Source organism: Paenisporosarcina sp. HGH0030 (genome assembly GCF_000411295.1).
Classification (GTDB): Bacteria; Bacillota; Bacilli; order Bacillales_A; family Planococcaceae; genus Paenisporosarcina.
The window spans coordinates 1-26,977 of sequence record NZ_KE150423.1; the positions used below are offsets into that span (position 1 = coordinate 1).

Sequence of the window (26,977 nt, forward strand, 5' to 3'; positions counted from 1 at the left end):
AAAAAAAGTCTAGTGATAATGGCAAAGAGGTCACACCCGTTCCCATACCGAACACGGAAGTTAAGCTCTTTAGCGCCGATGGTAGTTGGGGGTTTCCCCCTGTGAGAGTAGGACGTCGCTAGGCTTTTTTATTTATACTTTTATTCCGAAGTAGCTCAGTGGTAGAGCAATCGGCTGTTAACCGATTGGTCGTAGGTTCGAGTCCTACCTTCGGAGCCACTACTTTCTTCTTGCTTCCATAGCTCAGCAGGTAGAGTGCTTCCATGGTAAGGAAGAGGTCACCGGTTCGAGCCCGGTTGGAAGCTTTTTTCCAAAAATACAGTACTCGTTTATCATACATATCGGCCCCTTGGTCAAGCGGTTAAGACACCGCCCTTTCACGGCGGTAACACGGGTTCGAATCCCGTAGGGGTCACCATGAATTTCTTTTTACGTAACTTTAACCAGTTCGTAAAAAGGATCAAAAGCAAGTAGTTCTAGGAAACGAACGAATGAATGAAGGAGCGTACAAAAGTACGTGACTGAAATGAATGCGTGAGTTGACAACGAAATACGCCGCTTTTCATTCTTTTTACCGGAGGATTAGCTCAGCTGGGAGAGCATCTGCCTTACAAGCAGAGGGTCGGCGGTTCGAGCCCGTCATCCTCCACCATTATTTTTATATGTTTACCCTTGGAGGGGTAGTGAAGTGGCTAAACACGACGGACTGTAAATCCGTTCCTTCGGGTTCGGCGGTTCGAATCCGCCCCCCTCCACCATTTTTTCGATTTTACTAATGGGGTATAGCCAAGCGGTAAGGCAACGGATTTTGATTCCGTCACGCCCTGGTTCGAATCCAGGTACCCCAGCCATAACACTTGTACGAGCCATTAGCTCAGTTGGTAGAGCATCTGACTTTTAATCAGAGGGTCGTAGGTTCGAATCCTACATGGCTCATTTTTTTATTTAATCTTTTTTCGGGGCCTTAGCTCAGCTGGGAGAGCGCCTGCCTTGCACGCAGGAGGTCAGCGGTTCGATCCCGCTAGGCTCCATAATTTAAAAGATGTTTGGAATATTTATATTCCAAACATCTTTTTTTGTTTTTCTGAAATCATGTTTATCCAAAATAATGCGATGACAAGAGCTGAATGAACTCTTTCTCCAATTCCGCTTGTTTCTTTACGACAACATAAGTCGTGACTTTCGGTAATTCAAATAAATCAAAATGGACATTCTTCAATCTGCCCTCCAGTAGTTCACGTCTGACAATAGAGTGAGGAAGGAATGAGATACCGAGCCCTTCCTGGATAAAACGTTTGGTGATATGTGCTTGAGAGACTTTCATGGAACGCAAGCCGGTTACTTGTTTTCTTAACTTTATCAACACGTCATCCCAAAACACGGGGTGATGGTGGGTAAACAGTGTATAAGTTTGTAAAAACTCCATTTCATCGTACGCAGGCCCACTTTCATCATCATAGATATCCACAGGAGCAATGAAAAGAAGAGGTTCTTCAAAAATTGGAATCGATTCAATATGTTTATAAGTCGAATTTAATGCGGATATCCCCAAATGTACGTCTTCTTTATCCACAAGTTCTTCGATGAGGTGCGATTCTTCCACGCGAATCGTGATTTCTAAGTCTGGATGTTGCCGCATAAATGAACGCAGGATATGAGGTAATATGGTTTCTGCCAACAACGGAGAAATGGCAATGGTCCAATTCCTTCTAAACCCCTGTTTGTAAGCATGAATGGTTTGGATACTTTCTTCATATTGTTGAAGGAGTTTGTCTGCTTTATCCACAAATAATTTGCCGGCATCCGATAACGTAACCCGGTTTTTGCTACGTTCAAATAAAGAAATTCCTAAAAATTCTTCCAACAATTTAATGTGCACGGAAACACTCGGTTGTGACATTAAAAGTTGCTCGGAAGTTTTTCGGAAATTAAGCGTCTTGGCAGCTACACTGAATGTTTTTATCCATTGAATTTCAATAACAAACACCTCTATTAAGAAAATTAATTAAGTTAATTATAACTATTTAATTTTTATAATCAATTTGCCGACGTATACTTCTTTTATAGGAGGCGATCAGTATGTTTCAAAAAGGTTTGAAAGACGTGGTGGCCGTTCACACGAAAATCGCATCAGTCGATGGAGACAAAGGTGAATTGCGCTACCGTGGAGAACTTGTGGATAAAATCATCCCAAATGCAACATTTGAACAGTTGTCCACATTTTTATGGACAGGAGAGAAGGAACCAGTTTCCTCATTACTGAAAGAAGGAAGAGTACTTCCTGAACATGTACTAAACCTACTGGGGCAATTGCCCATTGATTTACAAGTGATGGATGTATTGAAGGTAGCTGTTTCGGCTTACGGAACCCCGTCATTCCTGGGAAAATCAACATATGAACAATCGGTTATTTTAACAGCTGCTCTTCCGGTAATCGTTGCTTTTTATTATCGAAGACAACAAGGATTGGAGCCTTTGTCTTCACTTGATAATCTCGGACATACAGCCAATTTTTTATACTTGTTAACAGGGATATCCCCAACACCTGCACAAGTGGAAGCGCTTGAGACGTATTTGTTATTAACAATGGAGCATGGTTTGAATGCATCGACGTTTGCTGCACGTGTCACCATCTCAACGGAGTCTGATATTCCATCTGCAATTGTATCTGCACTAGGGACGATGAAAGGTCCTTTACATGGAGGTGCTCCTTCAGGGGTGCTTGATTTATTGGATGAGATGCAGTCTCCCGAAGGAGTGCGTGCAGTCATAGAAGAAAAGCTAGCTAGGGGAGAACGCATCATGGGGTTCGGTCACAGGATCTATAAAACGGAAGATCCGCGTTCGATTGTGCTTCGTGAAAAATGTTTATCACTTCAAGGAGAAGATGCATGGCTTGATCTTGCTACTTTTGCTGAAAAAGAAATAATTCATCTGTTAAATGAACATAAACCTGGCCGCAAGCTGTATACCAATGTCGAGTTCTATGCAGCAGCCATCATGCGTGCCATTAATTTGGACCCGGCACTCTTTACACCTACCTTCAGTGTGGCTCGAATTGTCGGGTGGACTGCCCATGCGATGGAACAAGCAGAAGATAACACAATTTTCAGACCGCAGTCTGTATATATTGGAAAAACTTTTGTATGATAGTGTAAAAGTTGTTGGGAGTGTGGAATATGAGCGTTTTATTAATGCATGATGATGTGACGTTACGACCGATGCAAGAATCCGATATTGAAAGACTGTGGAAACTGACAACGTTCGAAACGTTTACTTTTATGCTTAATAAATTTCAACATATGGAAGAGTTTGAAAAGTGGATGAGCTCCGGCTATGAAGATATGCAATTAACTGATTCGACATTTGTTTTTGTTGCAGCGAACTCAAAAACGGATGAAATGTATGGTTCTACACGTATATATAACATTGACCATGCGAATAAAACATGTGAAATAGGCGGTACTTTTTATGGCAAACCATTTCAACGAACGCATATCAATACGACAGCTAAGTGGCTGCTGCTCACATATGCCTTTGAAACGCTTGGCATGATTCGCGTTCAATTTAAAACAGATGAAGAAAATGTGGAGTCTCAAAAAGCGATTGAACGACTCGGAGCCCAAAAAGAAGGCATCTTACGAAATGAACGAATTCGCTCGACTGGAAAACCGCGCAATGCCGTTGTTTACTCAATCATTGATAAAGAGTGGGCCAGCGTCAACAAAGGGTTGCAAGAAAAAATGAATAAATATTCAAAATGATGTGCAGTTGAGCCAAGTGTACCTCTTGATTTACAATAGACCTAAGTAAATGGGGAGGTATAAAATAATGAATAAATTAAATATATCTTTAATTGGGGTACCGATGGATTTGGGGCAAAATCGTCGTGGGGTTGATATGGGACCGAGTGCGATTCGTTACGCTGGCGTTGTTGAACGTTTAGAAGAGATTGGTCACACGGTAACAGACGAAGGCGATATCCAAATTGCAGCGGCAGAAAAAACTGCTCCAACGAATACAAATTTACGCAACTTAAAAGAAGTAACAGATGCAAGTACAACTTTAGCTAATAAAATCCATGATGTTATGGAAAATGGTCAATTCCCGCTTATTCTAGGTGGAGATCATAGTATTGCCATTGGCACATTGGCTGGTTTAGGCGATCGTTATGAAAATCTAGGCGTTATCTGGTACGATGCGCATGCAGATTTAAATACGGGAGATACGTCTCCATCTGGTAACATTCACGGAATGCCACTTGCAGTAAGTATTGGATTGGGCAATGAACAATTGGTGAATATTCGTGGATTTGCACCAAAAATCAAGCCTGAAAATGTTGTCATTATCGGAGCACGTTCAATTGATCCTGGTGAGCGTGAGTTAATTAAAGAAAAAGGCATCAAAGTGTTCACGATGCATGATATCGATAAGCTTGGAATGACGGAAGTTATGGACAAAGCTATGGGGTATTTAAAAGATCGTGAAGTAGATGGTGTCCATTTATCACTTGATTTAGATGGAATTGATCCGATCTATACACCAGGTGTGGGAACTCCTGTACCGGGTGGAATCAGTTACCGCGAAAGTCATTTAGCGATGGAAATGCTGTATTCTGCAGACATAATCACATCAGCTGAATTCGTTGAAGTAAACCCGATTCTTGATGAGAAAAATAAAACAGCGGATGTAGCTGTAGCTTTGATGGGCTCACTATTCGGCGAAAAATTATTATAAGTTAATATCGAACGGTTCAACCTGGCATATGATGCTTAATGGTTGAACTGTTTTTGTATTTAATTTCATGCCACTAATTGACGTGAATGGCTGTCAACGTATAGGTAGGTTTTTAAATAATTGTAAGTATCTTGAAATATTTCTGATATAATATAAGGTATTGATAAAAAAGATGAAACCTGTCTCAACTTTAATCCGTATAAGTAAGACAGCCGCATGAGCGGAGGGGAAATCACCATGGATGCTTTGGTCAACAAACGAATAAAAGAAGTATTAAAAGGCGATCAAAATGCATTCGCGGAGATTGTCGAGCTATACCAAGATAAATTATATCGGGTATGTTTTCGTATGCTTGGAAACATGCATGAAGCGGAGGATATCGCACAGGAAGCATTTGTTCGTGCCTTCATTAACATCCACACGTTTGATACAAATCGAAAATTTTCAACTTGGTTGTACCGAATTGGAACCAATTTGTGTATCGACCGTATAAGAAAGAAGAAACCGGATTATTACTTGGATGCAGAGGTTTCAGGTACAGAAGGTTTGAATATGTACTCGCAAATCGCTGCCTCAGAAGAATTGCCGGAAGATCAGGTAATGAAAATGGAAATGCAAGACCGTGTCCAATATGAAATCAGTCGCTTGCCGGATAAGTACCGCGCAGTGATTGTATTGAAATATATGGAGGATTTGCCGCTCCAGGAAATAAGTGACATTTTGGAAATGCCACTTGGAACTGTGAAAACCCGTATCCACAGAGGGCGCGAAGCGCTCAGAAAGCAATTGAGTAACATGTAGGAGGGATTCACGATGAACAAATGTCCAGAACATATCGTTCACTATATGCATGAATATTTGGATGGCGACATCAGTGGTGAACATGAGCAGGAGCTCAAATCCCATTTAGCCAGTTGTCCGTCTTGTCAACAGCACATGCATGAGTTAAGCAAAGTCGCTGCGTTCGTTCAGAGCGCTTCACATATTTCAGCACCGAATGGTTTTGTGGAAGGCGTGACGGCACGATTGCCAAAAGAAACATCAAAAGTTGGGATGAAACGCTGGTTCCACAGTCATCCACTACTGACTGCTGCAGCCTTGTTTATGATTCTGATGAGTGCTTCACTCTTCTCCAGTTATAACGATGACCAACATTTCTCGTTTACAAAACAACCAAATCTTGTGGTTGAAGGAGAAAAAGTAATCGTTCCTGCAGGAGAGATTGTCAAAGGGGACTTGGTTGTCAAAAACGGTGACCTTCAAATTGATGGAGAAGTAGATGGGAATGTAACGGTAATCAATGGACAGTATATGGCATCAACAGCCAATGTGACAGGTGAAATAGAAGAAATCAATCAAGTGTTTGATTGGCTTTGGTACAAAATTAAAGCAGGCGCAAAAGACGTCACGTCGCTTGTTGATGGAAAAGAAGATAAATAAGCCTACCCATTGAGGGTGGGCTTTTGCTTTGTCTCTATTGAAAGGTAGGAGATAGGACGTGATTCCGGCTGCGAAATATGTGAACGCGAATAGAATTTGTGGAAAAGCGAATAGAAGTCAATGAAACGCGAATAGAAATGGAATAAGCGCGAATAGAAGTCCCCAAAACACGCATAGGCCAAAATCCATGCGCTATAAGTGTCAATCTTGCCTGAAGCGTTGCGCTATTAGGCAGAAGGCTGGATGTTTATGTTATACTGATTCCATATGAATATGTGATGAAAAGTGGGGGATGCCACATGCCGTTTATTGACCAATTCACCGATTTGACGCCGGTAAACGTGCTCGTTAATATACTTGATGTGTTACTCGTGTGGTTTGTCATTTATAAGATCTTCACTTTGATAAAAGGAACGAAAGCGGTCCAATTATTAAAAGGAATCTTTGTAATCATCATTGTCCGGGTGCTAACGCAAACAGTTGGATTGGATACACTTGGTTGGATGATGCAAAAAATCATTGACTGGGGCTTTCTTGCCATTATTATTATTTTCCAACCGGAGCTAAGACGTGCACTCGAACAGATAGGTCGAGGTAAATTATTCGCCCGCACGAGCCTTCAAGAAGCAGAAGAGCAAAATCGATTAATTGAAGCCATGACGAAATCTGTAAGCTATATGGCAAAACGACGAATTGGTGCGTTGATTTCGATTGAACGCGAAACAGGGTTAACGGAGTACATTGAAACGGGTATTAAAATGAACTCCGAAACTACATCGGAATTATTGATTAATATTTTCATACCGAACACGCCACTTCACGATGGAGCGGTTATTATGCAAAAAAATAAAATAGCGGCTGCTGCCTGTTATTTGCCGTTATCTGAAAGTCCATTCATTTCGAAAGAGCTTGGTACACGTCATCGTGCGGCACTGGGTATAAGCGAAGTGACGGATGCCATTACCATTATTGTATCTGAGGAAACGGGAGCGGTTAGTTTAACGTCTAACGGAGACCTTCACAGAAATCTATCCATTGAAGAATTTGAAACACGCTTGCGTAAAGTGTGGTTTGGACCTGAACCTGAAATGGTTAGCACTTCTAAATGGACGTGGAGGGGGAAAAAGAATGGATAAAATGATGAATAGCCCTTGGTTTTTGAGAATCACTGCGCTACTTCTTGCCATGCTTTTGTTCTTGACAATTAAATCCGATGAAGAAAGCTTGAATGCATCAACGAACGGGAACATGACGGATATTATTCGCGATGTGCCGGTGGAAGTCTATTATGATGATGAGAACTTAGTGGTCACGGGAGTTCCAGAAACAGTTGATGTAACGATAGAAGGACCTACGTCGATTGTACAATCAGCAAAACAGTTGCAAGATTTCACCGTCTTTGTGGATTTACGCAATTTGAATATGGGTCAGCATAATGTCATGCTCCAAGTGGAGAACGTGTCAGAAAAACTTGAAGTCACCTTAGATCCTTCTTATATCGAAGTGAGTATTGAAGAGAAAATAACCCGGGAAATGCGGGTAGATGCTGAATTTAACGAACGATTGCTGGCTGAAGACTTTATCGTGACGGGCATGAAAACGAACCCTGAACGTGTATTGATAACGGGAGCGAAAAGTGTAGTTGAAAGCATCAGTTTTGTAAAAGCAACTGTCGGGGGAGAGCCAGGACTCAATAAAACATTCACGCAAGAAGCGAGCGTAAAAGTATTGGATAAGGATTTATCCAAATTGAATGTGACCATTGAACCTGCTCAAGTGGACGTCACGGTTAACATTGAAGAATATAGCAAAGAGGTACCCATTGCTTTAAGGCAAATCGGGCCACCTAAAGAAGGCGTAATAATTAATGATTTAACGCCATCATTTGAGTATGTACGTGTGTACGGAAACCGAGCGGTTGTCGATGCATTGGAGTCAATCAAGGTGGACGTAGATGTGAGTAAGCTTGAAGAATCAAAAGAACTCGCATTGAAATTACCGGTACCTAAAGGTGTGTCGAGACTTTCTGAATCTCAACTGGAAGTACTTGTTGATGTGACACCAGCACCTAAAGAAGAGTCGGTGGAAGAGTCCGGCCAAGTGCCAGCTGAAGAAGATAACGAAGTTAAAACAAAATCCCGTGAATTCGCGGATGTTAATGTAGAAGTCAAAGGGTTGAATGAAAAGGATCATTACGCATTCAGCCAACCTGAAAGTGGTCAAGTCCTCTTGACTGTACGAGGAGAAAGTCCATATATTGACACCTTGAGTGCGAAGGATTTTCAAGTATATGTAGATGCAAGCACAGCTGAAAACGGTGAAAATCTTTTGGTTGTCACCGTTGAAGGTCCTGAAAACGTGACTTGGACGGTGTCTTCACCTTCTGTCACAGTGGATGTCGTGCGAGCTTAAGTTTGGATTTGAAGGAGAGAATAGATAAATGGGTAAATATTTTGGAACTGATGGGGTACGAGGCGTTGCGAATAGCGAGCTTACACCAGAATTAGCATTTAAATTAGGTCGTATCGGTGGATACGTTTTAACAAAAGAAGCTACAAGTCGTCCGAAAGTTTTGATTGGACGTGATACACGTATCTCCGGTCATATGCTGGAAGGTGCACTGGTTGCTGGTCTTTTATCTGTAGGTGCAGAAGTTATGCGTTTAGGCGTCATCAGTACGCCAGGTGTTTCTTACTTAACGCGTGTGATGAGTGCTGAAGCGGGCGTCATGATTTCAGCTTCACATAACCCGGTTGCAGATAATGGAATCAAATTCTTTGGTTCTGATGGCTTCAAGCTTTCTGATGAACAAGAAGCGGAAATCGAAGCGCTTATTGATACAGAAGTGGATGAATTGCCACGCCCGGTTGGCGGCAATTTAGGATCTGTTACGGACTACTTTGAAGGTGGACAAAAATATATCAGTTACTTAAAGCAAACGTTGGATGAAGATTTTGTTGGCATCCATGTTGCTTTGGACTGCGCACATGGCTCTACTTCTTCTTTAGCAACTCATGTTTTTGCTGACCTGGATGCGGATCTTTCCACGATGGGCGCATCACCGAACGGTTTGAACATTAACGAAGGTGTCGGATCTACTCACCCTGAAGTATTGGCTAAGTTTGTCGTTGACAAAGGAGCTCATGTAGGGCTTGCGTTTGATGGAGACGGCGATCGTCTGATTGCAGTGGATGAAAAAGGTCAAATCGTAGATGGCGATCAAATTATGTACATTTGTGCGAAGCACTTGCATAGTGAAGGCCGTTTGAAGCACGATACAGTTGTTTCTACAGTTATGAGTAACATGGGCTTCTATAAGGCGCTTGAATCTCATGGCATGAGTAGCGTGCAAACAGCGGTTGGTGATCGATATGTTGTCGAGGAAATGAAAAATAATGGCTACAATTTAGGTGGAGAACAATCAGGACACATCGTGTTCCTGGATTATAATACAACAGGTGATGGTTTACTAACGGGTCTTCAATTGGTGAACATCATGAAAATTACAGGCAAGAAGCTGTCTGAACTTGCAGCTGAAATGACGATTTTCCCACAAAAACTTGTGAATGTACGTGTCACGGACAAACATGGCGTAACGGATAATGCAAAAGTGGCGGCAGTCATTGCGGAAGTTGAGCAAGAAATGGCTGGCAATGGCCGCGTGTTGGTACGTCCTTCCGGTACTGAACCATTGGTGCGTGTCATGGTTGAAGCGTCAACGCAAGAAGATTGCGAACGATATGTGGAACGCATTGCTGAAGTTGTGCGTACTGAAATGGGACTAGCAGAATAATTTATTTGGGGGGCCAGCTTCTATGAAGTTGGTCTTCTGTCGTTCTGTGTATATAAATTCCCATTTAAAAACAAATCGTAAGAATATTAATTATTTTTCTTCCCAGCTGCTAATTCTTTTCGTATAATACCAATACAATGGTGGAAAGTGGGTGGCCCATGCGTTTAGATGCTACAGATAAACGTATTTTAGAATTATTGATTGCCAATGGACGCTTATCGTATGTAGATATAGGTAAAGAATTGAACTTATCACGCGTTGCTGTGCGCGAACGTGTACACCAGTTGCAAGAAGCGGGAGTCATTGAACGTTTCACGGTGGTAATCAACTCGGAGAAAGTTGGTAAAAGTGTATCTGGCTTCTTTGAAGTGGACTGTGAACCATCTTCGCTTGTGGAAGTGGCTGAAAAACTTGCTGATAACCCTAGTGTTGCGAGCTGTTATCAAATGACCGGACCTTCAACCCTGCATATGCATGTCTTGGTGGATGATTTTTCCAATCTGGAAAAGTTCATCAACGAAGAATTGTACGCATTGGAAGGCATTACGCGTGTGGAAAGCCACATATTATTAAGACGCTTCAAGAGCCGAAGCGGATTAAAACTATAACAAAATAAAGACCCCTGACATTTCTTATGAAAAGTCAGGGGTCTTTTTGTGTAGAAATTTCAACTTACGAAATGATTGTAAACGTTTTCATCATTTTAATAAGGCGATACTAACATTTTGATTGAGTTTTTCTGAAACGAATTACGTTATGTAGGAGATAATCACTATTTATTAACGAAAGGAATATAAAAAATGAAAAATTATAATTTATTTGAATATTCATGTAGATTTTTAATTCTCAATGCTCTATAATCACATTTAACAAATAACAACCAATTGTTAATCAAATTAAAAAAATCAGTTAACAATTGCAAGAAGGTGGGGGAATAAATGATAGCTTTGATTGTCAGAAGAGGGATACAACTGGTTTTTTTATTACTAGGAATTTCCTTTCTTGTATTTTCATCCATGTACATAGCTCCTGGCGACCCAGCCACGATGGTGGGCGGACCTACGGCGACTGAAACCGATTTGGAAGCCATCCGAGATAATCTTGGCTTAAATGATCCATTCCTTGTTCAATATGGAAGTTATTTAAAGCATGCAGCTCAAGGCGATTTTGGTTATTCCTATCAGTCAAAGCAAGCTGTTTCAGAGGCTATATCAATCCGTTTTCCAAATACATTAAAACTTGCGATTGCCAGTATGATTGTTGCGGTAGTCATTGGGATATTTGCAGGGTTGATATCAGCACTCAAACATAATTCATGGCTGGATGTCACGTCAACCACGTTTGCGCTTGCTGGCATTTCCATTCCGAACTTTTGGTTAGGTACACTGTTAATTTTAGTGTTTGCAGTAAATCTGCAATGGCTTCCAGTAGGTGGACTTTCCGAACCTTTTTACACGGTTGACGGCTTCAAACAATTGATTTTACCGGCAATTACTCTTGGTACGGGCTCCGCAGCTATGATTGCACGAATGGCGAGGTCTTCCATGCTTGAAGTGATTAAAGCTGATTACGTTAGGACAGCAAGGGCGAAAGGTGTAAAAGAACGAAACGTCATTTGGATTCACACTCTGAAAAATGCCATGATTCCAGTCATCACAGTCATCGGACTTAACTTTGGATTTTTGCTAGGGGGAACAATCATTACTGAAAAAGTATTCGCCATCAATGGTGTAGGAAGGTTAATGATTGATTCAATCGCAATGAGAGATTTCCCTATGGTTCAAGGATCTGTGCTGTTAGTGGCCACTCTGTTTGTGGTCGTAAATTTAATCGTAGATATTGTTTATACCTTTATCGATCCACGTATCAGCTACGACTGATGAAAGGAGATACCATATGACGAATGCAATCCTGACAACGGAGAAACGTTTGCCGGTTGTTAATAAAAAAGAGAAAGTTTATGTGACTACTTTAAAAAGATTGTTCAAAAATAAGTTAGCGGTTGCGGGACTGATCATCATCCTTTTACAAATCGGAATGGCAGTTTTTGCACCACTTATTGCGATCCATGATCCCATCAAACAAAACTTGGTGGCAAGCGAATTGCCAATGTTTTCAGATGGCCATTGGTTAGGAACTGACAACTATGGACGGGATGTGTGGGCACGAATTGTCTACGGTGCACGAATTTCCTTGCTTGTAGGAATTATGGCCGTATCACTCGGTCTGATTGGGGGGGTCACGCTTGGATTGCTCGGCGGGTACTATAAAAAATTAGATGGCGTCATCATGCGCATTGTTGATTTATTGTTCTCGTTCCCAGGGATATTGCTAGCGATGTTGATTATCGCAATTTTGGGCACGAATTTGGTCAATGTCGCCATCGCAATCAGTATTTGGTCCATTCCAACATGTGCCCGTATTGTACGAGGCTCGGTTCTTTCCATTAAACAGAAAGAATACATCATGGCGATGAAGTCATTGGGTGCATCTGATTTTCGAATTATGATCCGTCACATTTTACCGAATGCATTCGCACCGATCATTGTATTCGCGACGATGCGAATGGCTACGGCGATATTATCCACAGCTGCACTCAGTTATTTAGGACTGGGCGCTCAGCCTCCCACACCTGAGTGGGGAGCCATGATTGCACAAGGTCAAGATTATATGTGGACTTCTCCTCATTTAACAATCGTCCCAGGTATTGCTATTATGTTGACGGTTTTTGCATTCAATGTTGTCGGTGATGGATTGCGGGATGCATTAGATCCGAATATGGATATTCAATAAAAAGCGAAACGCGCCACTTTAGCTCGCCGCCGAAGAACCGATTCGAAAGCTTGCTTTCGCATGAGGGACTAAAGCTGAAGTGCGAACTGGCGTGTATTGCCAGACATCAATAATAATGGAGCAGGGGGAAAAAGAATGAAGAAAATAGTATGGTACTCAATCATGTTAATGGTAATGCTTGTACTTGCAGCTTGCTCGGGGGAATCCGCATCAGCACCTAAAGATTCTGATGGGAAATCAAGTGGTGGATCTGCAAGTAATGAAACATTCACATATGCATCAACTTCAGATGCTGTAGGGTTATCACCGATCTTAATGAACGACGCAGTATCCGCGAATATCACGGAGCATGTCTATGAGCAACTATTTACTCGTAACGGAGATACACAGGAATTTGAACCTTTGCTTGCTGAATCATATGAAAACCCTGATGAAAACACATGGGTCATTAAATTAAAAGAAGGCATCAAATTCCACGATGGCACACCTTTTAATGCTGAAGCAGTAAAATATACATTTGATAAACTTCGCGATCCAGCAACTGCTGCACCACGTGCATCATTATTGGAACCGGTTGATACGATTACAGTACTAGACGAACACACGGTTGAAATTAAAACAAAATATCCGTATGGACCGTTCTTAGCGTCTTTATCACATACGAATGCAGCAATTGTCAGCCCGACTGCCGACAAGAAACAAGACTTAATGAAAGATCCAGTTGGAACGGGTCCATTCAAGTTTGTTAGTTGGACACCTGGAGATAAAGTTGAATTAGAAGCAAATGAAGAATATTGGGATGGGGCACCGGAATTAAAGAAAGTTGTGCTAAAAGTCGTTCCGGAAATTTCAACTGCGATTTCCATGCTACAAACAGGGGAAGTTCAATTTATCGATAATTTACCAACAGAGCAAGTGAAGCGATTGGAATCAATGGATAACATCAATATTGAAAAGAAAGATGGTACGAGTGTTTATTACTTAACGTTCAACCATTCACTTGAGAGAAACCAAGATGCTGAGTTCCGTAAAGCAGTTGCATTAGCAGTAGACCGTGATGCATTTGTTTCGAAACTGAATGGTTTAGGTGTAAGAAGTGATAGTGTTATCGGGCCGCAAGTATTCGGCTTTGATGAATCTGCAGACAAAGCGGGAACAGCGTATGATGTTGAAGCGGCAAAAGCCTTAGTTAAGAAAAATGGATACGGGGACAAACCAATAAAATTATTAACTGCTAATCGCGACAATTTCATCTTAATGGCTGAAATCGTACAAGCTCAATTAACTGAAGCAGGATTCAAAGTAGAGATTGAATCGATGGAATGGGCAACATTCTTGGATACAGCTCGCGCGGGAGACTATGACCTTACTTTCTTGAGTTGGTCAAATGTAACGGGAGATGGTTCTGAATTATTATATCCGAACTTCCATAGTGATAACGTTGGTTCATCTAACCGTTCTCAATACAGCAATCCGGAATTTGACGAACTGGTTGTTCAATCTCGTACAACGATTGACCAGGATGAGCGTTTGCAAATTCTAGATGAAGCCAATCATTTAATGATTGATGAAAATGTTGTCATCCCAATGTATCACGGGATTGTTACGGCAGCGCTGGATAAAAATTATTCTGGTCTTGAAATTGATCCAAATGGTAAGTGGTCCTTGAAAAAAGTTTCAAGAAAGTAGGGGGAAATGATATGGAGACATTACTCGAAGTGAATCACTTGGTAACCGAATTTCGCACAGCGGACGGCAACGTCCAAGCTGTGCGGGATGTCTCCTTTTCCATTGCGAAAGGGGAGACGCTTTGTATCGTTGGTGAATCAGGCTGCGGGAAAAGTATTACGTCCCTATCTGTCATTGGACTGCTTCCGAGTAATGGAAAGATCGCAGGCGGAGAAGTGAAGTACGAAGGAAAGCCGATTCATAATCTACCATACGAAGAAATGAGAAAAATGCGTGGCACGAAAATTTCAATGATTTTCCAAGAACCGATGACCGCATTGAATCCAGTATTGACGGTGGGGTACCAATTGCGTGAACCACTCATTTTGCATCATAAAGTCAGCAAAAGTGAAGCGACGAAACAAGGCATAGAGTTATTGAAGCAAGTCGGCATTCCCTATCCGGAGAAACGTATGAATCAATACCCACATGAACTGAGTGGGGGGATGAGACAACGAGTCATGATTGCCATTGCCCTCGCCTGCCATCCTGGCCTGCTCATTGCAGATGAACCAACTACTGCATTGGACGTCACCATTCAGGCTCAAATTTTGGATTTAATTAATGACCTTAAAGAAAAATTGAATATGGGCGTTATGATGATTACCCATGATATGGGCGTTGTCGCTGAAGTTGCTGACCGTGTGATGGTCATGTATGCAGGTGAAAAAGTGGAGGAAGGCACGGTCACTGAAATATTTGATCATCCAAAACATCCGTATACAATTGGCTTGCTGAATTCAGTTCCGAACATTGATGATCCTGATTTTGAGTTGGAACCGATTCCTGGGTCCCTTCCGAGTTTACAGGAACACATCCAAGGATGTCGTTTCCATCCGCGATGTAAATTTGCGACTGATAAATGCCGGGAACTGACACCACCTGAATTTAAAACGGATGAAGGACATGTCGTCAGTTGTTGGTTGCACGAAGAAGTGGAGGAGGTTAAGCATGGTCACCTTGTCGCCCAAATCTGATCCGAAAATTCTCCTTGAGTTAAGAGGCGTGAAAAAGTATTTTCCTATTAAAGGCGGTATTTTGAAACGCGTTCAAGGCCACGTGAAAGCTGTAGAAGATGTGTCACTTCAATTGTTTGAAGGGGAAAGTCTGGGAGTGGTTGGCGAATCGGGCTGTGGAAAATCAACTCTGGGTAGAGCCATTTTAGGACTGGAAGAATTGACGGAAGGAAAAATCCATTTTCGTAACGAAGAAATACAAGATTTAAAACGTAAAGAAAAATTGAAATTCGTCAAAGAAATGCAGATGATTTTCCAAGATCCATATGCGTCCCTAAATCCACGCCAACGTATCGGTCATGCATTGGAAGAAGTATTTACAATGCATACAAACATGTCTGCAAAAGAAAAGCGAGCGAGTGTATTGGATTTACTACAAGAAGTCGGATTGAAAGAAGAACATTTTGAACGGTATCCGCATGAATTCAGTGGAGGACAACGGCAACGAATCGGCATTGCGCGTGCGATTGCCTTGAATCCTTCTTTTGTCATTTGTGATGAAGCGGTTTCGGCTTTGGATGTTTCAGTCCAGGCACAAGTGTTAAAATTATTGAAGTCGCTGCAAGAAAAATACCAGCTGTCGTACTTATTTATTTCTCATGACCTGGGCGTTGTCCGTTATTTCTGTGATCGGGTCTTGGTTATGTATCTGGGCAACACGGTGGAGCTCGGCACGGTAAAAGATTTGTTTGCTAATCCATTGCACCCGTACACGCAGGCTCTGCTATCCGCTATTCCGAGGCCATCTGTTCAAAAAAATACTAAACGGATTCGTTTGCAGGGTGATTTGCCAAATCCGGCAAACCCTCCTAGTGGATGTCCATTTCACACACGTTGTCCGATTGCGCAGGAAGTATGCAAAGTCGACAAACCGGCTTGGCAAGAAGTAGAACCAGCTCATTTTGCTGCTTGTCATTTTTCAGGAACAAAAATTTAAACATTGAACTGACCGAACTTAAGGGGGAACATCATGGATTACTTAAACCACCCATTTGCTGCGAAGCGACATACGGTATTCGCGAAAAAAGGCATGGTCGCCACTTCACAGCCACTTGCAGCACAGGCTGGTCTTGAAATTTTGCAGAAAGGCGGAAATGCAATTGATGCTGCCATTGCAACAGCTGCCGCATTAACTGTAGTAGAGCCCACTTCAAACGGTATCGGTGGCGATGCATTTGCCCTCGTATGGTCAAAGGACAAGTTGCATGGTCTGAATGCCTCCGGTCCTGCACCGCAATCGATTTCTGCTGAAGCCATCCGCGAGAAAGGGCATGAAAAAATGCCGGTCTTCGGTGTCATTCCTGTGACGGTTCCCGGGGTTCCAGCTGCGTGGGCTGAACTGTCCGCGAAATTCGGGAAACTTCCATTAAAGGACGTGCTCGTTCCGGCGATTCGATACGCAGAAGAAGGCTATCCATTGTCACCGATTCTCGGCAAGTATTGGAAAGCTGCCTATAAGAAGTACAAAGAAACGTTCACGGCCGAAGAATTTGCTGGGTGGTTCGAAACGTTTGCACCGGACGGTCGTGCGCCTGAAATCGGGGAAGTCTGGTCTTCACCAGGCCATGCAAAAACGTTGCGTGCAATTGGTGAAACGAATGTGCGTGATTTCTACGAAGGTGAAATTGCCGACAAAATCGATGCCTTCTTCAAAAAGCATGATGGATATTTAACGAAAGAAGATTTATCTACATATAAACCACAATGGGTGGAGCCTGTTTCAGCCAACTACCGCGGTTACGATGTGTGGGAAATTCCACCGAACGGGCAAGGAATGGTTGCGTTGATGGCGTTGAACGTATTCAAGCAAGTAGATCCACCTACTTGGCAGGATGCGGACACGTTCCACCGACAAATCGAAGCGATGAAGCTGGCATTTACAGATGGCCAGGCATTCATTACAGAACCTGAATCAATGTCTGTAAGTATCGAACATCTGCTGTCAGATGAATACGCTGCAAAACGTGCTGGTGTCATTGGAGGTACTGCTACGAACCCTGAACCGTATGAATTGCCAAAAGGCGGAACGGTTTATTTAGCCGCTGCAGATGACGAAGGAAACATGATTTCTTACATTCAAAGTAACTATATGGGCTTCGGCTCGGGTATCGTGATTCCAGGCACAGGCATTGGTTTACAAAACCGAGGGCATGATTTTTCACTGGATGAAACACATCCGAACGTGCTGAAGCCAGGCAAGCGAACGTACCATACGATTATTCCTGGCTTCCTGACGAAAGATGGTCAGGCTGTCGGCCCGTTTGGTGTGATGGGTGGATACATGCAACCCCAAGGTCATTTCCAAGTGGTCACAAATACAGTTGACTTCCTATTAAATCCGCAAGCAACGTTGGATATGCCACGCTGGCAGTGGATGAAAGGGAAGACTGTCCACGTAGAACCGGAGTTTCCGAACTACTTGGTTCAGAGTTTGGTTAGAAAAGGACATGACATTTACGTAACATCCGATGGCGGCAGTTTTGGACGTGGACAAATAATTTGGCGAAACCCTGAGACGGGTGTGCTTCAAGGTGGCACAGAATCCCGAACAGACGGAGCCATCGCGGCTTGGTAGAACGTGCTGGGGTGAAGAACGCTACGGGACGTCCACGTCGTGTTCTTTACCGCAATATCGCGCTGGCTTTCTTTCGCACCGGCATGCTTGGATTTGGAGGGGGTCCTTCCTCTATTCCATTGGTCCATCAGGAAGTCGTGAAAAAATATGAATGGATGACGGATGACGAGTTCGGCGACACTTTAGCTCTTGCCAACACGTTGCCAGGTCCCATTGCGACTAAAATCGCTGGATATATTGGCTACCGGATAGCGGGTGTCTGGGGATGCTTGATTGCCCTTGCGGCATCTATCATACCAACAGTTGTATTGATGATTGTTTTTTTAGGATTATTGCAAACATATAAAGATATTCCCTGGGTTCAACATATGTCAGCGTCCGTCGTACCGGTTGTTGCGGTCATGCTTGCCGTATTGACTTGGGATTTTGTTAAGAAATCAGGAGAAACTCTCGGTTGGATGCGCGCCATATTATTGATCGGGTTATCCGGCATTCTAATAGAAGGTTTGCAAATCCATCCGGCTATTGTCATTTTGGTTTGTATCCTTATCGTCTTTTCACCGCTCCTGAAAAGGAGGAAAAAAGCATGATTTATTGGCACTTGTTTTTAGCATTTTTCATTCCTGGTATCCTCGGTTATGGTGGAGGACCAGCTTCGATTCCATTAGTAGAGCATGAAGTGGTAGGGAATTATGAATGGTTAACCACGCAGGAATTTAGTGAAGTGGTCGCGATTGGCAATTCCTTGCCTGGTCCAATTGCTACGAAAATGGCGGGGTATATTGGGTACACGGAAGCGGGAGTACTCGGATCTATCGTCGCGATGTTCGCGAGCGTCGCACCGTCTTTACTCCTGATGATTGGTATGATGGCCCTCCTGCTTAAGTACAAAGACGAACCGGAAGTGAAAAACTTAACGAAGATTATTCGACCAGTCATCGCTGTGTTGCTAGGTTTCATGACCATCCAGTTTGCGCAGGAATCAGTTGAAGGTGTTGGTCCCGGTTATACTTTGTTTTTGATGGCGGCAAGTTTCGTACTGTTGGAAAAAGTGAAGTTACACCCCGCTTTTGTCATTGCGTTGGCATTGGTATTTGGGGCTATAACGGGTTTGTAGGAGTCGCAGAGATGCGACTCTTTTTCATTTTCCCGATACACGTCGCATCTCTTTGTCAGCTTCGCTCACTCACATTCTCATGTACTTATGTACACTCCGGTGTTCGCTCGCTTGCTTCCGCGACCTGCTCGTGTCTCGGAAAAATGGTGTGTTACACGTCGCATCTCTTTGTCAGCTACGCTCACTCACATCCTCATGCACTTTTAGTGCACTCCGGTGTTCATTTACTTGCTTCCTCGAACTGCTCGTGTCCCGGGAGAATTGTTATTTAAGAATGATTGAAAGGCCATCTTATAACAAGATACTTGGTGAAAAATGGTCATTGAGAATATATAAAATGTTTAATTAAACTAGGAAAAACGGATGGTAAATTTTAAAAGGCTGTTTTCTTAGACTTTCATGTTTCTTTGGAATATATTGAGGGTATGTACTGTATTGACGTATGTATGTGAATTCAGTATGATAGGTGTGCTGACGTGAATTGTAAGTCATTGACAACTGACTACTTTAACGTTACCGTGCAAAAGGAGTGAATTTACGCACGTCAAAAAAATCGGAAAACAATGATAGCGCCTGAGCTGAAGAAATCGGACGGAAATGGATCTTCAGCAGACGAGGAGGAGGAGTATCGAAGATTCGGCGGATACCTCCCGGCCGCGATGCCCGGTCGTAATTCTGATTCTTAAACCGCAGAAGTGATTTTGCGATTAAAGGAAGAAGAGGGCACACGAACAGCGTCTGCACGCTTAGCAGAACGCTTATTTTATTATGATTAAATTATTGGAGGATTTTAAATTATGTGCGGAATTGTAGGATACATCGGAGAGTTAGATTCAAAAGAAATTTTATTAAAAGGGTTGGAAAAATTGGAATACCGCGGTTACGATTCAGCTGGTATTGCCGTTCGCAATGAAGATGGTGTAACTGTATTCAAAGAAAAAGGACGCATTGCAGACTTACGTCAAGCAGTAGAAAATGATGTGCATGCAAAAACTGGTATCGGCCACACGCGTTGGGCGACTCACGGAGTTCCTAACCAATTGAATGCCCATCCACACCAAAGTGAATCAGGTCGCTATACGCTGGTTCATAACGGAGTTATCGAGAACTATCATTTGCTTCAAAAAGAATATTTACCTGGCATGGAAATGAAGTCCGACACGGATACAGAAGTCATTGTTCAGTTAATTGAGAAATTCTCTAAAGACGGCATGACTACTGGTGAAGCATTCCGCCATACACTTGGCTTGTTGCACGGATCATACGCAATCGCGCTATTGGATTCAGAAGAAGCACAAACAATTTATGTTGCGAAAAACAAGAGCCCATTATTAGTTGGTCTTGGTGACGACTTCAACGTTGTAGCGTCTGACGCAATGGCGATGTTACAAGTAACAGACCAATATGTAGAGCTTCATGATCAAGAAATGGTTATTGTGAAAAAAGAGTCTGTTGAAATTCAAAAATTAGATGGCTCGGTAGTAGAGCGTCAAGCTTATACAGCTGAACTGGATATGAGCGATATCGAAAAAGGCACATACCCACATTACATGCTGAAAGAAATTGATGAGCAACCGGCTGTTATGCGTAAAATCATCCAAGCTTACCAGAACGAACAAGGCGAGCTTGAAATCGATGAAGCAATCTTGACTGCTTTAAATGAAGCGGATCGTATGTATATTATTGCAGCAGGAACTAGCTATCATGCTGGTTTAGTAGGAAAAGAATACTTCGAGAAAATTGCGGGTATTCCAGTAGAAGTTCACATTTCAAGTGAATTCGGCTATAACATGCCGTTGCTATCTGAAAAACCATTGTTCATGTTCATCACTCAATCTGGTGAAACTGCGGATAGCCGTCAAGTATTGGTGAAAATCAAAGAATTGGGCCACCCAACGTTAACAGTAACAAACGTACAAGGTTCTACACTTTCACGTGAAGCAGATCACACATTGTTATTGCATGCAGGTCCTGAAATCGCTGTAGCGTCAACGAAGGCTTACACAGCACAAATCGCTGTACTTGCCCTTACTGCAGCAGTAGCGGCTAAAAAAGCGGGACGTACAGTAGATTTCGATTTCGTTAAAGAACTTGGTATCGTAGCTAATGCCGTTCAAGCGATGGTTGATTCAAAAGAAGAAATGGAGCAAATCGCTCGTGACTTCCTATCAACTACTCGTAACGCATTCTTCATCGGCCGAAACTTGGACTTCTGTGTCAGCATGGAAGGCGCATTGAAACTAAAAGAGATTTCTTACATCCAAGCTGAAGGCTTTGCTGGTGGCGAATTGAAACACGGAACAATCGCTTTAATTGAAGACGGTACTCCAATCTTCGCATTGGCGACTCAAAAAGCAGTAAGCTTGAACATCCGTGGAAATGTTAAAGAAGTCGTAGCACGTGGCGCAAACCCGTGTATCATTGCGATGGAAGGCATGGAAGAAGAAGGCGACACATTGGTACTGCCAAAAGTGCACCCATTGTTGACTCCACTTGTTTCGGTAATTCCTTTACAACTGATCAGCTACTACGCAGCACTTCACCGTGACTGTGACGTGGATAAACCTCGTAACTTGGCGAAGTCTGTTACGGTTGAATAGACACTAGAAAGTGAAAAGCCGAACAAGAGTAAGTTCACAATAAATCTACGCAAGTAGACCCGGTCCATTTTTTATTGGATCGGGTCTTTTTTGTGTTGTTAGATTCAGTGGGAATTTTTAATAAAGTTTGATTACTACATGAAGGAGTTAGGGGTAAAAATACTAGGAGCATTATTGGTGTTACTAGTAATTTGATTCAACTAGAACACCCCTTACCAAATGGAGGAGGGTGGTGTAAAGGATGAAACTACTTAATCTAATGTATCTAATTTCCCTTTTATATAATTCGCCCGTGCTTCAATAAAATTCAATATATACTCCGGTTCTTTATCAAATAAAAGGATATCATCTTTCTTATAGGGATCTTCAAGAAAATATGGTCTTATCAATTCATGCAGACCTTGTATTTTCGGTTTCAAATAGTCTACATTAAATTGGTTGTTTATAATGACTTCTAGCAAGTTTTTGTATTGACCGCGGAATGTTTTTACATCGAGAATTCTTGCAGTTAGCGTATTAAATCCTTCGATTCGTAAATAATCCTCCTCCATTACTTCCCCGTTTACATCTCTTCCCCATGTTGCATCGTAATCCCACGGGAGGACTTCGAATAGTCTCGTTTCACTATTTTGGTATAGTGCGTAGTTATGAACAAAACCATCAAAATTTTGGGTGAAAACAACGCCAGCCAACCATCGAAGATACTGATCAACATTTAGGTATTTCACAATTTCTTTTTCAAAATCATCTCTTGAAATGGTATTAATATTAATAATAAATTCTTGTAAATGAAATTCATCTTGTTCTGTACCACATTTTTTTTCATAGCCAAATTTAAGTGATTTTTTTACATCTTTATCAAGATCACTCATTAACGAAAAGTTAGCATCTCCGTCAATCGCATAGAATATAGGTCCTTTCGGTAGTTGTCGATTCGCAAGGAAATATTCATCCACTGATTCTAATTCCAAATATAGCCCCTCATTTTTCCCATTCAATTTTATATTTACAAATCGAGACTTTGGAGATAGGCATCCTATGTCATTGAAAAAATCGAGCGATAATTTATTTCTCATTAGAGACGGATCTTTATATTCTGCGTTGATATGAATTTCTTTGGCATTTCTATACGTATTTGGTTTATAAAACGAAATGTGATATGACTTCTTTTGAAACTCCCGGATATGCGAGCCACGATACGCAATATCGATATCATGTTTCTTTTTGTTTATCGTTAGCTTCGCGGAAACCGGATCATCCGTCCAAATTTCTTTTCGAAGTTCCCTTAAATCGATAGGATTAATAAAAAGCTGATATACAGGTATTTCCACGACATTATCCACGCGAATTCTTCCTTTCATTTTTATAATATTCGTATGAAACAAGAATAAAAGATGCCAAGAAAAGAAACGAAATTTTATTTATTTTAAAATAGTATGCGTTTGTCTCTACCATAATTAGTACAATTTCGTAACTTACTATATGAGAAAGAAATGTGTATCAGCACGAGTTTGAATTAAAGTAAAATTGATTTTTTTCTTTCTCTAATATAAAGATGAAGGGAGGTTTGAAAATGTCACGTTTTAATGTTGACGGCATTAAAAATGCAGTCGAACTATCTAACTCTAGAGGGTTAAGCAACTTCATGTTCCAGGATACTTTTAGTAGTGAACGACGCTCGAACAAAAGACGCCGCACAAGCAGAAATCGTTGCACTTGTCGAAACGGACGGTGCACGAACAGAAATCGTCGTACTTCGCGTAACAGACGATGCACGAGCAGAAATCGTCGCACTTCGCGTAACAGACGGTGCACGAACAGAAATCGTCGCACTTCGCGTAACAGACGATGCACGAGCAGAAATCGTCGCACTTCGCGTAACAGACGGTGCACGAACAGAAATCGTCGCACTTCGCGTAACAGACGATGCACGAGCAGAAATCGTCGCACTTCGCGTAACAGACGATGCACGAGCAGAAATCGCCGCACTTCGCGTAACAGACGGTGCACGAGCAGAAATCGTCGCACTTCGTTCAACAGACGATGCTGTAGAAGAGGCTTTTTCGGTAACTGGTTCTTTTAAAAAATCTTCGTGGTGATTTTTCGCTATCTGAAGAGTATCTACTTTCAGTTCTTTAAAGAACTATTTAGTGCGTCAGTATTATAAAGTTAACTAGTTCTTAATAATGGTTAACTTTTTAATACACAATGGAGCTACCAATTTCCAACTCCTTGCATTATAGGCTATGTAGAATTAATGATGAGGCTTAGACTAAGACCCATGTTTGGGGTCTTTGCATGGAACGATTTTGGACTGTTTCGCAAATCTCCAATTGGCATTTGGCAAAAAGAAAAGAAATAATCAAGTGCGTATTTGATGATAAGAAAGAAAAAGCATGGAATGGATTGGACAGATCATGATTACAAAAGGCATCCGGATTAAGACCATCCGGATGCCTTTTGTCTTTTACCTAAGACAACCTATTAGGAATGACTTTTAGTTATTCGTTTCTCTGTCCATGAAGAAGAATTTTATGAGCAAATATTGGAAAAGAAAAAGCCGTTTAATGATTGGACTAAAAACTATTTCCCGGGTAATACAAATTTAAATGAAATCGTGGGAATAGATATGTGAATAAAGTGAAGTGCGGAACGCGCCTTGCTTATACAAAGGCTTTATTTAATAAGGTGAAATACACACGACGAATTCTTGATTCCAGCGATTAACCCATAGTAACGTGCCATTTGCGATGCAAATGGCACCATTTCAGCGAGTTTGAATTGTGCGGATTTCGTGAATTTTAGATATGAGTACTCGATTTCTAGATAACCCAGACACATTTCAAGATATCCCTTTCTGAAATGAAGATATCACAAGATGAATCCTCGATAAACACCCGCGAATCCTTGATATCCCCAGCTGTGAGTTTGAGCCTAACGGTGTATGGCATTATTGCATGAGGTGCATCGATGAGGGCCAGGGTGACTTTTTTGGCCACGAATCATGGGGGAAAGCTGTATTCCAAGAGATTAATGCACCTAAAAAAATCGTCTATATGGACATGTTTGCAGACGAAGAAGGTAATACTGTAGATAGTTTGCCAGAGATGCAGATAACAATGGAATTCGTTGAACACGAAGGAAAGACGAAACTTATATCACGTTCTCAATTTGCTTCCATCGAAGCACTTCAGCAAGTAATGGAAATGGGAGTTGTTGAAGGAGTAGCCTCTCAATACGAGTGCCTCGAGGACCTCCTGAACGAGATTCGGTAAGTAAGTTCTCGCTTTTTTCTAAAACAAATAATTTCCTAAAAGGCGTAATTCATCTATGAGAATTGTGCCTTTTTTTACGTTTAGTACTATGTTCTCCCTTAGGTTTTCATTAATTTAATCCCCCTAGAAATAGTGAACTAAAGTACATATATCCTCATGTGAAAAACCCTTCAAGAAATAGTTTTGCTGTCTAGTGAAACTGATTTGTGTAAAAATAGAATTAAATAGAAAATCTTTACAAGATGAAAGGAGCCGCTTATGAAGATTCAAACTACACGTTTTGGAGAAATAGAGGTAGAAGATAGCAGTGTCATCACGTTCAATAAAGGAATTCCAGGATTTGAGGAATATAAGAAGTATGCATTGATACCGGCTGCTGAAAAAGGGGAATCCCCATTCTTCTTCCTGCAATCGATAGAGGAAGTAGAAGTAAACTTCTTTTTGGTAGACCCTTTCTCATTTTTTAAGGAATATGACATCAAATTAGAAGAACAAATGGTAGATAGACTTGAGTTGAAAGGTCCCACAGATGCAATCGTCTTAACAACCGTTACGGCGACGGGCGAAATAAAAGATGCAACGACTAACCTAAAAGCCCCACTTGTCATCAATAATAATAGACAGCTTGGCATGCAAATTGTATTGGATAATAAAGACTACCTAATTAAGCAGCCTTTATTTCAAAACAGTATTAATGCTGAATCAAGGCAGGTGTAGCAGATGTTAGTGCTTGGAAGAAAAAAAGGTGAATCCATCATAATTGATGACGACATTGAAATCTTCGTTACTGCTATTGAAGGAGAAATGGTTAAACTCGGTATTAAAGCACCAAAACATATCACCATCCACCGAAAGGAAGTCTATCTAGAAATCCAGGAAGAGAATCGACGAGCGACTTCTAACGTCATTAACTTGAGCGATTTTTTGAATATGAAGAAGTAAATTTAGGGAAAGCCTGCAGAATTATAGCAGGCTTTTTATTTTTTAAAAAATAATAGAAATATTTTCAAAAAACGCTAAACATTTATCAAAAGCCTCCGATATAAATTATGTAAGCTAGTCCAAACGGATTTGGACACTTGCAAAAAACAAAAAACATTACACGGAGGTAATACAAAAATGAGAATTAATCACAACATCGCAGCACTTAACACACATCGTCAATTAGGCAGTGCAAACAATGCACAAATGAAAAACATGGAGAAACTATCTTCAGGTTTACGTATTAACCGCGCTGGTGATGATGCAGCTGGACTTTCAGTTTCAGAGAAAATGCGCTCACAAATTCGTGGCTTAGATATGGCCGCACGAAATTCACAAGATGGAATTTCATATCTTCAAACTGCAGAGGGAGCTCTAAATGAAGTTTCTTCTATGGCAACACGCCTTAAAGAATTAGCAGTTCAAAAAGAGAACGGAACTTATAACGCAGAAGACACAATTAACCTTAACTTAGAGATGACAGCTTTAACGGATGAAATTAAGAATATCTATGCAACAACAGAATTTAATGGTAAAAATGTTTTTACGTCTAGTGTAGATATTACAGTAACTCAAGATGCGTCAGCTATGTTAACTATTGCTCCGGCAACAACGACATTGTCAAACGCTTTAAGTTCTGGTAGCGATGTAACTGCAATTGATGCTGCAATCGATGAAATTAACTTACAACGTGCAACTTACGGTTCACAACAAAACCGTTTAGAGCATACAATCAATAACTTGAATACTACTCAAGAGAACTTAACGGCTGCAGAATCTCGTATCCGTGATGTTGACATGGCGAAAGAAATGATGGAGCAAACTAAAAACTCAATTCTTTCTCAAGCATCACAAGCTATGTTAGCTCAAGCTAACCAACAGCCTCAAGGCGTTCTACAACTTCTTCGTTAATTTTTACTTT

26 protein-coding genes, 8 tRNA genes and 1 rRNA gene are annotated in these 26,977 nt (G+C 41.5%); 33 read left to right on the forward strand and 2 right to left on the reverse strand.

What is annotated here, in order from left to right; all coding sequences use genetic code 11:
* Nucleotides 1-8: 8 nt before the first annotated feature.
* The 9 genes from rrf (at nucleotide 9) to HMPREF1210_RS14715 (ending at nucleotide 1,031) form a co-directional block, all read left to right on the forward strand.
* Nucleotides 9-124, forward strand: a 5S ribosomal RNA gene (gene rrf, locus HMPREF1210_RS14675).
* Nucleotides 125-144: 20 nt separating this feature from the next.
* Nucleotides 145-219: transfer RNA gene (locus HMPREF1210_RS14680), tRNA-Asn, on the forward strand.
* A gap of 13 nt (nucleotides 220-232) precedes the next feature.
* Nucleotides 233-305, forward strand: a tRNA-Thr gene (locus HMPREF1210_RS14685).
* A gap of 38 nt (nucleotides 306-343) precedes the next feature.
* A tRNA-Glu gene (locus HMPREF1210_RS14690) sits at nucleotides 344-418 on the forward strand.
* A gap of 158 nt (nucleotides 419-576) precedes the next feature.
* Nucleotides 577-652, forward strand: a tRNA-Val gene (locus tag HMPREF1210_RS14695).
* Nucleotides 653-674: 22 nt separating this feature from the next.
* Nucleotides 675-758 (forward strand) — tRNA-Tyr (locus HMPREF1210_RS14700).
* A gap of 18 nt (nucleotides 759-776) precedes the next feature.
* Nucleotides 777-851 (forward strand) — tRNA-Gln (locus HMPREF1210_RS14705).
* 12 nt (nucleotides 852-863) lie between these two features.
* Nucleotides 864-936 (forward strand) — tRNA-Lys (locus HMPREF1210_RS14710).
* A gap of 22 nt (nucleotides 937-958) precedes the next feature.
* Nucleotides 959-1,031: transfer RNA gene (locus HMPREF1210_RS14715), tRNA-Ala, on the forward strand.
* A gap of 65 nt (nucleotides 1,032-1,096) precedes the next feature.
* Here HMPREF1210_RS14715 and HMPREF1210_RS14720 read toward each other — a convergent pair.
* Nucleotides 1,097-1,987, reverse strand: a complete 891-nt coding sequence (locus HMPREF1210_RS14720; RefSeq protein ID WP_016429486.1) for a LysR family transcriptional regulator — start codon at nucleotides 1,985-1,987, stop codon at nucleotides 1,097-1,099.
* A 92-nt stretch (nucleotides 1,988-2,079) separates the two neighbouring features.
* Between HMPREF1210_RS14720 and HMPREF1210_RS14725 the strand changes: the two genes are divergently transcribed.
* The 18 genes from HMPREF1210_RS14725 to glmS all read left to right on the forward strand — a co-directional run bounded on the left by HMPREF1210_RS14725 (nucleotide 2,080) and on the right by glmS (nucleotide 21,799).
* Nucleotides 2,080-3,150, forward strand: a complete 1,071-nt coding sequence (locus HMPREF1210_RS14725; RefSeq protein WP_016429487.1) for a citrate synthase/methylcitrate synthase — start codon at nucleotides 2,080-2,082, stop codon at nucleotides 3,148-3,150.
* Nucleotides 3,151-3,179: 29 nt separating this feature from the next.
* Entirely contained in the window at nucleotides 3,180-3,764 is a 585-nt protein-coding gene (locus tag HMPREF1210_RS14730; RefSeq protein ID WP_016429488.1) for a GNAT family N-acetyltransferase, read from the forward strand.
* 67 nt (nucleotides 3,765-3,831) lie between these two features.
* Entirely contained in the window at nucleotides 3,832-4,737 is a 906-nt protein-coding gene (rocF, locus tag HMPREF1210_RS14735; protein WP_016429489.1) for an arginase, read from the forward strand.
* 237 nt (nucleotides 4,738-4,974) lie between these two features.
* A complete protein-coding gene (gene sigW, locus HMPREF1210_RS14740; protein WP_016429490.1) occupies nucleotides 4,975-5,538 on the forward strand; it encodes an RNA polymerase sigma factor SigW in 564 nt (187 codons plus the stop codon).
* Between the two features lie 12 nt (nucleotides 5,539-5,550).
* Nucleotides 5,551-6,177: an anti-sigma factor gene (locus HMPREF1210_RS14745; RefSeq protein ID WP_016429491.1), complete on the forward strand. Its 627-nt coding sequence runs from the start codon at nucleotides 5,551-5,553 to the stop codon at nucleotides 6,175-6,177.
* 299 nt (nucleotides 6,178-6,476) lie between these two features.
* Nucleotides 6,477-7,313, forward strand: a complete 837-nt coding sequence (gene cdaA, locus HMPREF1210_RS14750; protein WP_016429492.1) for a diadenylate cyclase CdaA — start codon at nucleotides 6,477-6,479, stop codon at nucleotides 7,311-7,313.
* The gene (locus tag HMPREF1210_RS14755; protein WP_016429493.1) at nucleotides 7,306-8,589 is read left to right on the forward strand and encodes a YbbR-like domain-containing protein; all 1,284 of its coding nucleotides are present in this window, start codon (nucleotides 7,306-7,308) and stop codon (nucleotides 8,587-8,589) included. The genes cdaA and HMPREF1210_RS14755 overlap by 8 nt, the downstream gene beginning before the upstream one ends.
* A gap of 28 nt (nucleotides 8,590-8,617) precedes the next feature.
* Nucleotides 8,618-9,970, forward strand: coding sequence for a phosphoglucosamine mutase (gene glmM, locus HMPREF1210_RS14760; RefSeq protein ID WP_016429494.1), 1,353 nt, complete (start codon nucleotides 8,618-8,620; stop codon nucleotides 9,968-9,970).
* A gap of 158 nt (nucleotides 9,971-10,128) precedes the next feature.
* A complete protein-coding gene (locus HMPREF1210_RS14765) occupies nucleotides 10,129-10,578 on the forward strand; it encodes an Lrp/AsnC family transcriptional regulator (protein WP_016429495.1) in 450 nt (149 codons plus the stop codon).
* A gap of 330 nt (nucleotides 10,579-10,908) precedes the next feature.
* A complete protein-coding gene (gene nikB / locus HMPREF1210_RS14770; RefSeq protein ID WP_016429496.1) occupies nucleotides 10,909-11,850 on the forward strand; it encodes a nickel ABC transporter permease in 942 nt (313 codons plus the stop codon).
* A 16-nt stretch (nucleotides 11,851-11,866) separates the two neighbouring features.
* Nucleotides 11,867-12,763: an ABC transporter permease gene (locus HMPREF1210_RS14775; RefSeq protein ID WP_016429497.1), complete on the forward strand. Its 897-nt coding sequence runs from the start codon at nucleotides 11,867-11,869 to the stop codon at nucleotides 12,761-12,763.
* A 135-nt stretch (nucleotides 12,764-12,898) separates the two neighbouring features.
* On the forward strand, nucleotides 12,899-14,452 hold the full coding sequence (locus HMPREF1210_RS14780) for a glutathione ABC transporter substrate-binding protein (RefSeq protein ID WP_016429498.1): 1,554 nt from the start codon (nucleotides 12,899-12,901) through the stop codon (nucleotides 14,450-14,452).
* 11 nt (nucleotides 14,453-14,463) lie between these two features.
* Nucleotides 14,464-15,468: an ABC transporter ATP-binding protein gene (locus HMPREF1210_RS14785; protein WP_016429499.1), complete on the forward strand. Its 1,005-nt coding sequence runs from the start codon at nucleotides 14,464-14,466 to the stop codon at nucleotides 15,466-15,468.
* On the forward strand, nucleotides 15,443-16,444 hold the full coding sequence (locus tag HMPREF1210_RS14790; protein ID WP_016429500.1) for an ABC transporter ATP-binding protein: 1,002 nt from the start codon (nucleotides 15,443-15,445) through the stop codon (nucleotides 16,442-16,444). The genes HMPREF1210_RS14785 and HMPREF1210_RS14790 overlap by 26 nt, the downstream gene beginning before the upstream one ends.
* Before the next feature lie 33 nt (nucleotides 16,445-16,477).
* The gene (locus tag HMPREF1210_RS14795; RefSeq protein ID WP_016429501.1) at nucleotides 16,478-18,082 is read left to right on the forward strand and encodes a gamma-glutamyltransferase family protein; all 1,605 of its coding nucleotides are present in this window, start codon (nucleotides 16,478-16,480) and stop codon (nucleotides 18,080-18,082) included.
* Nucleotides 18,076-18,672, forward strand: a complete 597-nt coding sequence (locus HMPREF1210_RS14800; RefSeq protein ID WP_016429502.1) for a chromate transporter — start codon at nucleotides 18,076-18,078, stop codon at nucleotides 18,670-18,672. The genes HMPREF1210_RS14795 and HMPREF1210_RS14800 overlap by 7 nt, the downstream gene beginning before the upstream one ends.
* Nucleotides 18,669-19,199, forward strand: coding sequence for a chromate transporter (locus HMPREF1210_RS14805; RefSeq protein WP_016429503.1), 531 nt, complete (start codon nucleotides 18,669-18,671; stop codon nucleotides 19,197-19,199). Before HMPREF1210_RS14800 ends, HMPREF1210_RS14805 begins: the two co-directional genes overlap by 4 nt.
* Nucleotides 19,200-19,996: 797 nt before the next feature.
* Nucleotides 19,997-21,799, forward strand: coding sequence for a glutamine--fructose-6-phosphate transaminase (isomerizing) (gene glmS / locus HMPREF1210_RS14810; protein WP_016429504.1), 1,803 nt, complete (start codon nucleotides 19,997-19,999; stop codon nucleotides 21,797-21,799).
* A 251-nt stretch (nucleotides 21,800-22,050) separates the two neighbouring features.
* On the opposite strand, the gene HMPREF1210_RS14815 is transcribed toward glmS, so the two are convergent.
* On the reverse strand, nucleotides 22,051-23,142 hold the full coding sequence (locus HMPREF1210_RS14815; protein WP_016429505.1) for a CotH kinase family protein: 1,092 nt from the start codon (nucleotides 23,140-23,142) through the stop codon (nucleotides 22,051-22,053).
* Between the two features lie 324 nt (nucleotides 23,143-23,466).
* On the opposite strand from HMPREF1210_RS14815, the gene HMPREF1210_RS14820 reads away from it, so the two are divergent.
* The 6 genes from HMPREF1210_RS14820 (at nucleotide 23,467) to HMPREF1210_RS14840 (ending at nucleotide 26,967) form a co-directional block, all read left to right on the forward strand.
* Nucleotides 23,467-23,898 carry a hypothetical protein gene (locus HMPREF1210_RS14820; protein ID WP_016429506.1) on the forward strand — a complete coding sequence of 144 codons (432 nt, stop codon included), beginning with the start codon at nucleotides 23,467-23,469 and terminating at the stop codon, nucleotides 23,896-23,898.
* 199 nt (nucleotides 23,899-24,097) lie between these two features.
* Nucleotides 24,098-24,220 (forward strand): hypothetical protein, encoded by a 123-nt coding sequence (locus HMPREF1210_RS18530; RefSeq protein WP_255349294.1) that lies wholly within the window; start codon nucleotides 24,098-24,100, stop codon nucleotides 24,218-24,220.
* Nucleotides 24,221-24,711: 491 nt separating this feature from the next.
* Nucleotides 24,712-25,074: an SRPBCC domain-containing protein gene (locus tag HMPREF1210_RS14825; RefSeq protein WP_255349295.1), complete on the forward strand. Its 363-nt coding sequence runs from the start codon at nucleotides 24,712-24,714 to the stop codon at nucleotides 25,072-25,074.
* Between the two features lie 258 nt (nucleotides 25,075-25,332).
* Nucleotides 25,333-25,791 carry a flagellar assembly protein FliW gene (gene fliW, locus HMPREF1210_RS14830; protein ID WP_016429508.1) on the forward strand — a complete coding sequence of 153 codons (459 nt, stop codon included), beginning with the start codon at nucleotides 25,333-25,335 and terminating at the stop codon, nucleotides 25,789-25,791.
* A 3-nt stretch (nucleotides 25,792-25,794) separates the two neighbouring features.
* Nucleotides 25,795-26,016: a carbon storage regulator CsrA gene (gene csrA, locus HMPREF1210_RS14835; RefSeq protein ID WP_016429509.1), complete on the forward strand. Its 222-nt coding sequence runs from the start codon at nucleotides 25,795-25,797 to the stop codon at nucleotides 26,014-26,016.
* A gap of 177 nt (nucleotides 26,017-26,193) precedes the next feature.
* Nucleotides 26,194-26,967, forward strand: coding sequence for a flagellin (locus HMPREF1210_RS14840; RefSeq protein WP_016429510.1), 774 nt, complete (start codon nucleotides 26,194-26,196; stop codon nucleotides 26,965-26,967).
* The last annotated feature ends 10 nt before the right edge of the window (nucleotides 26,968-26,977 follow it).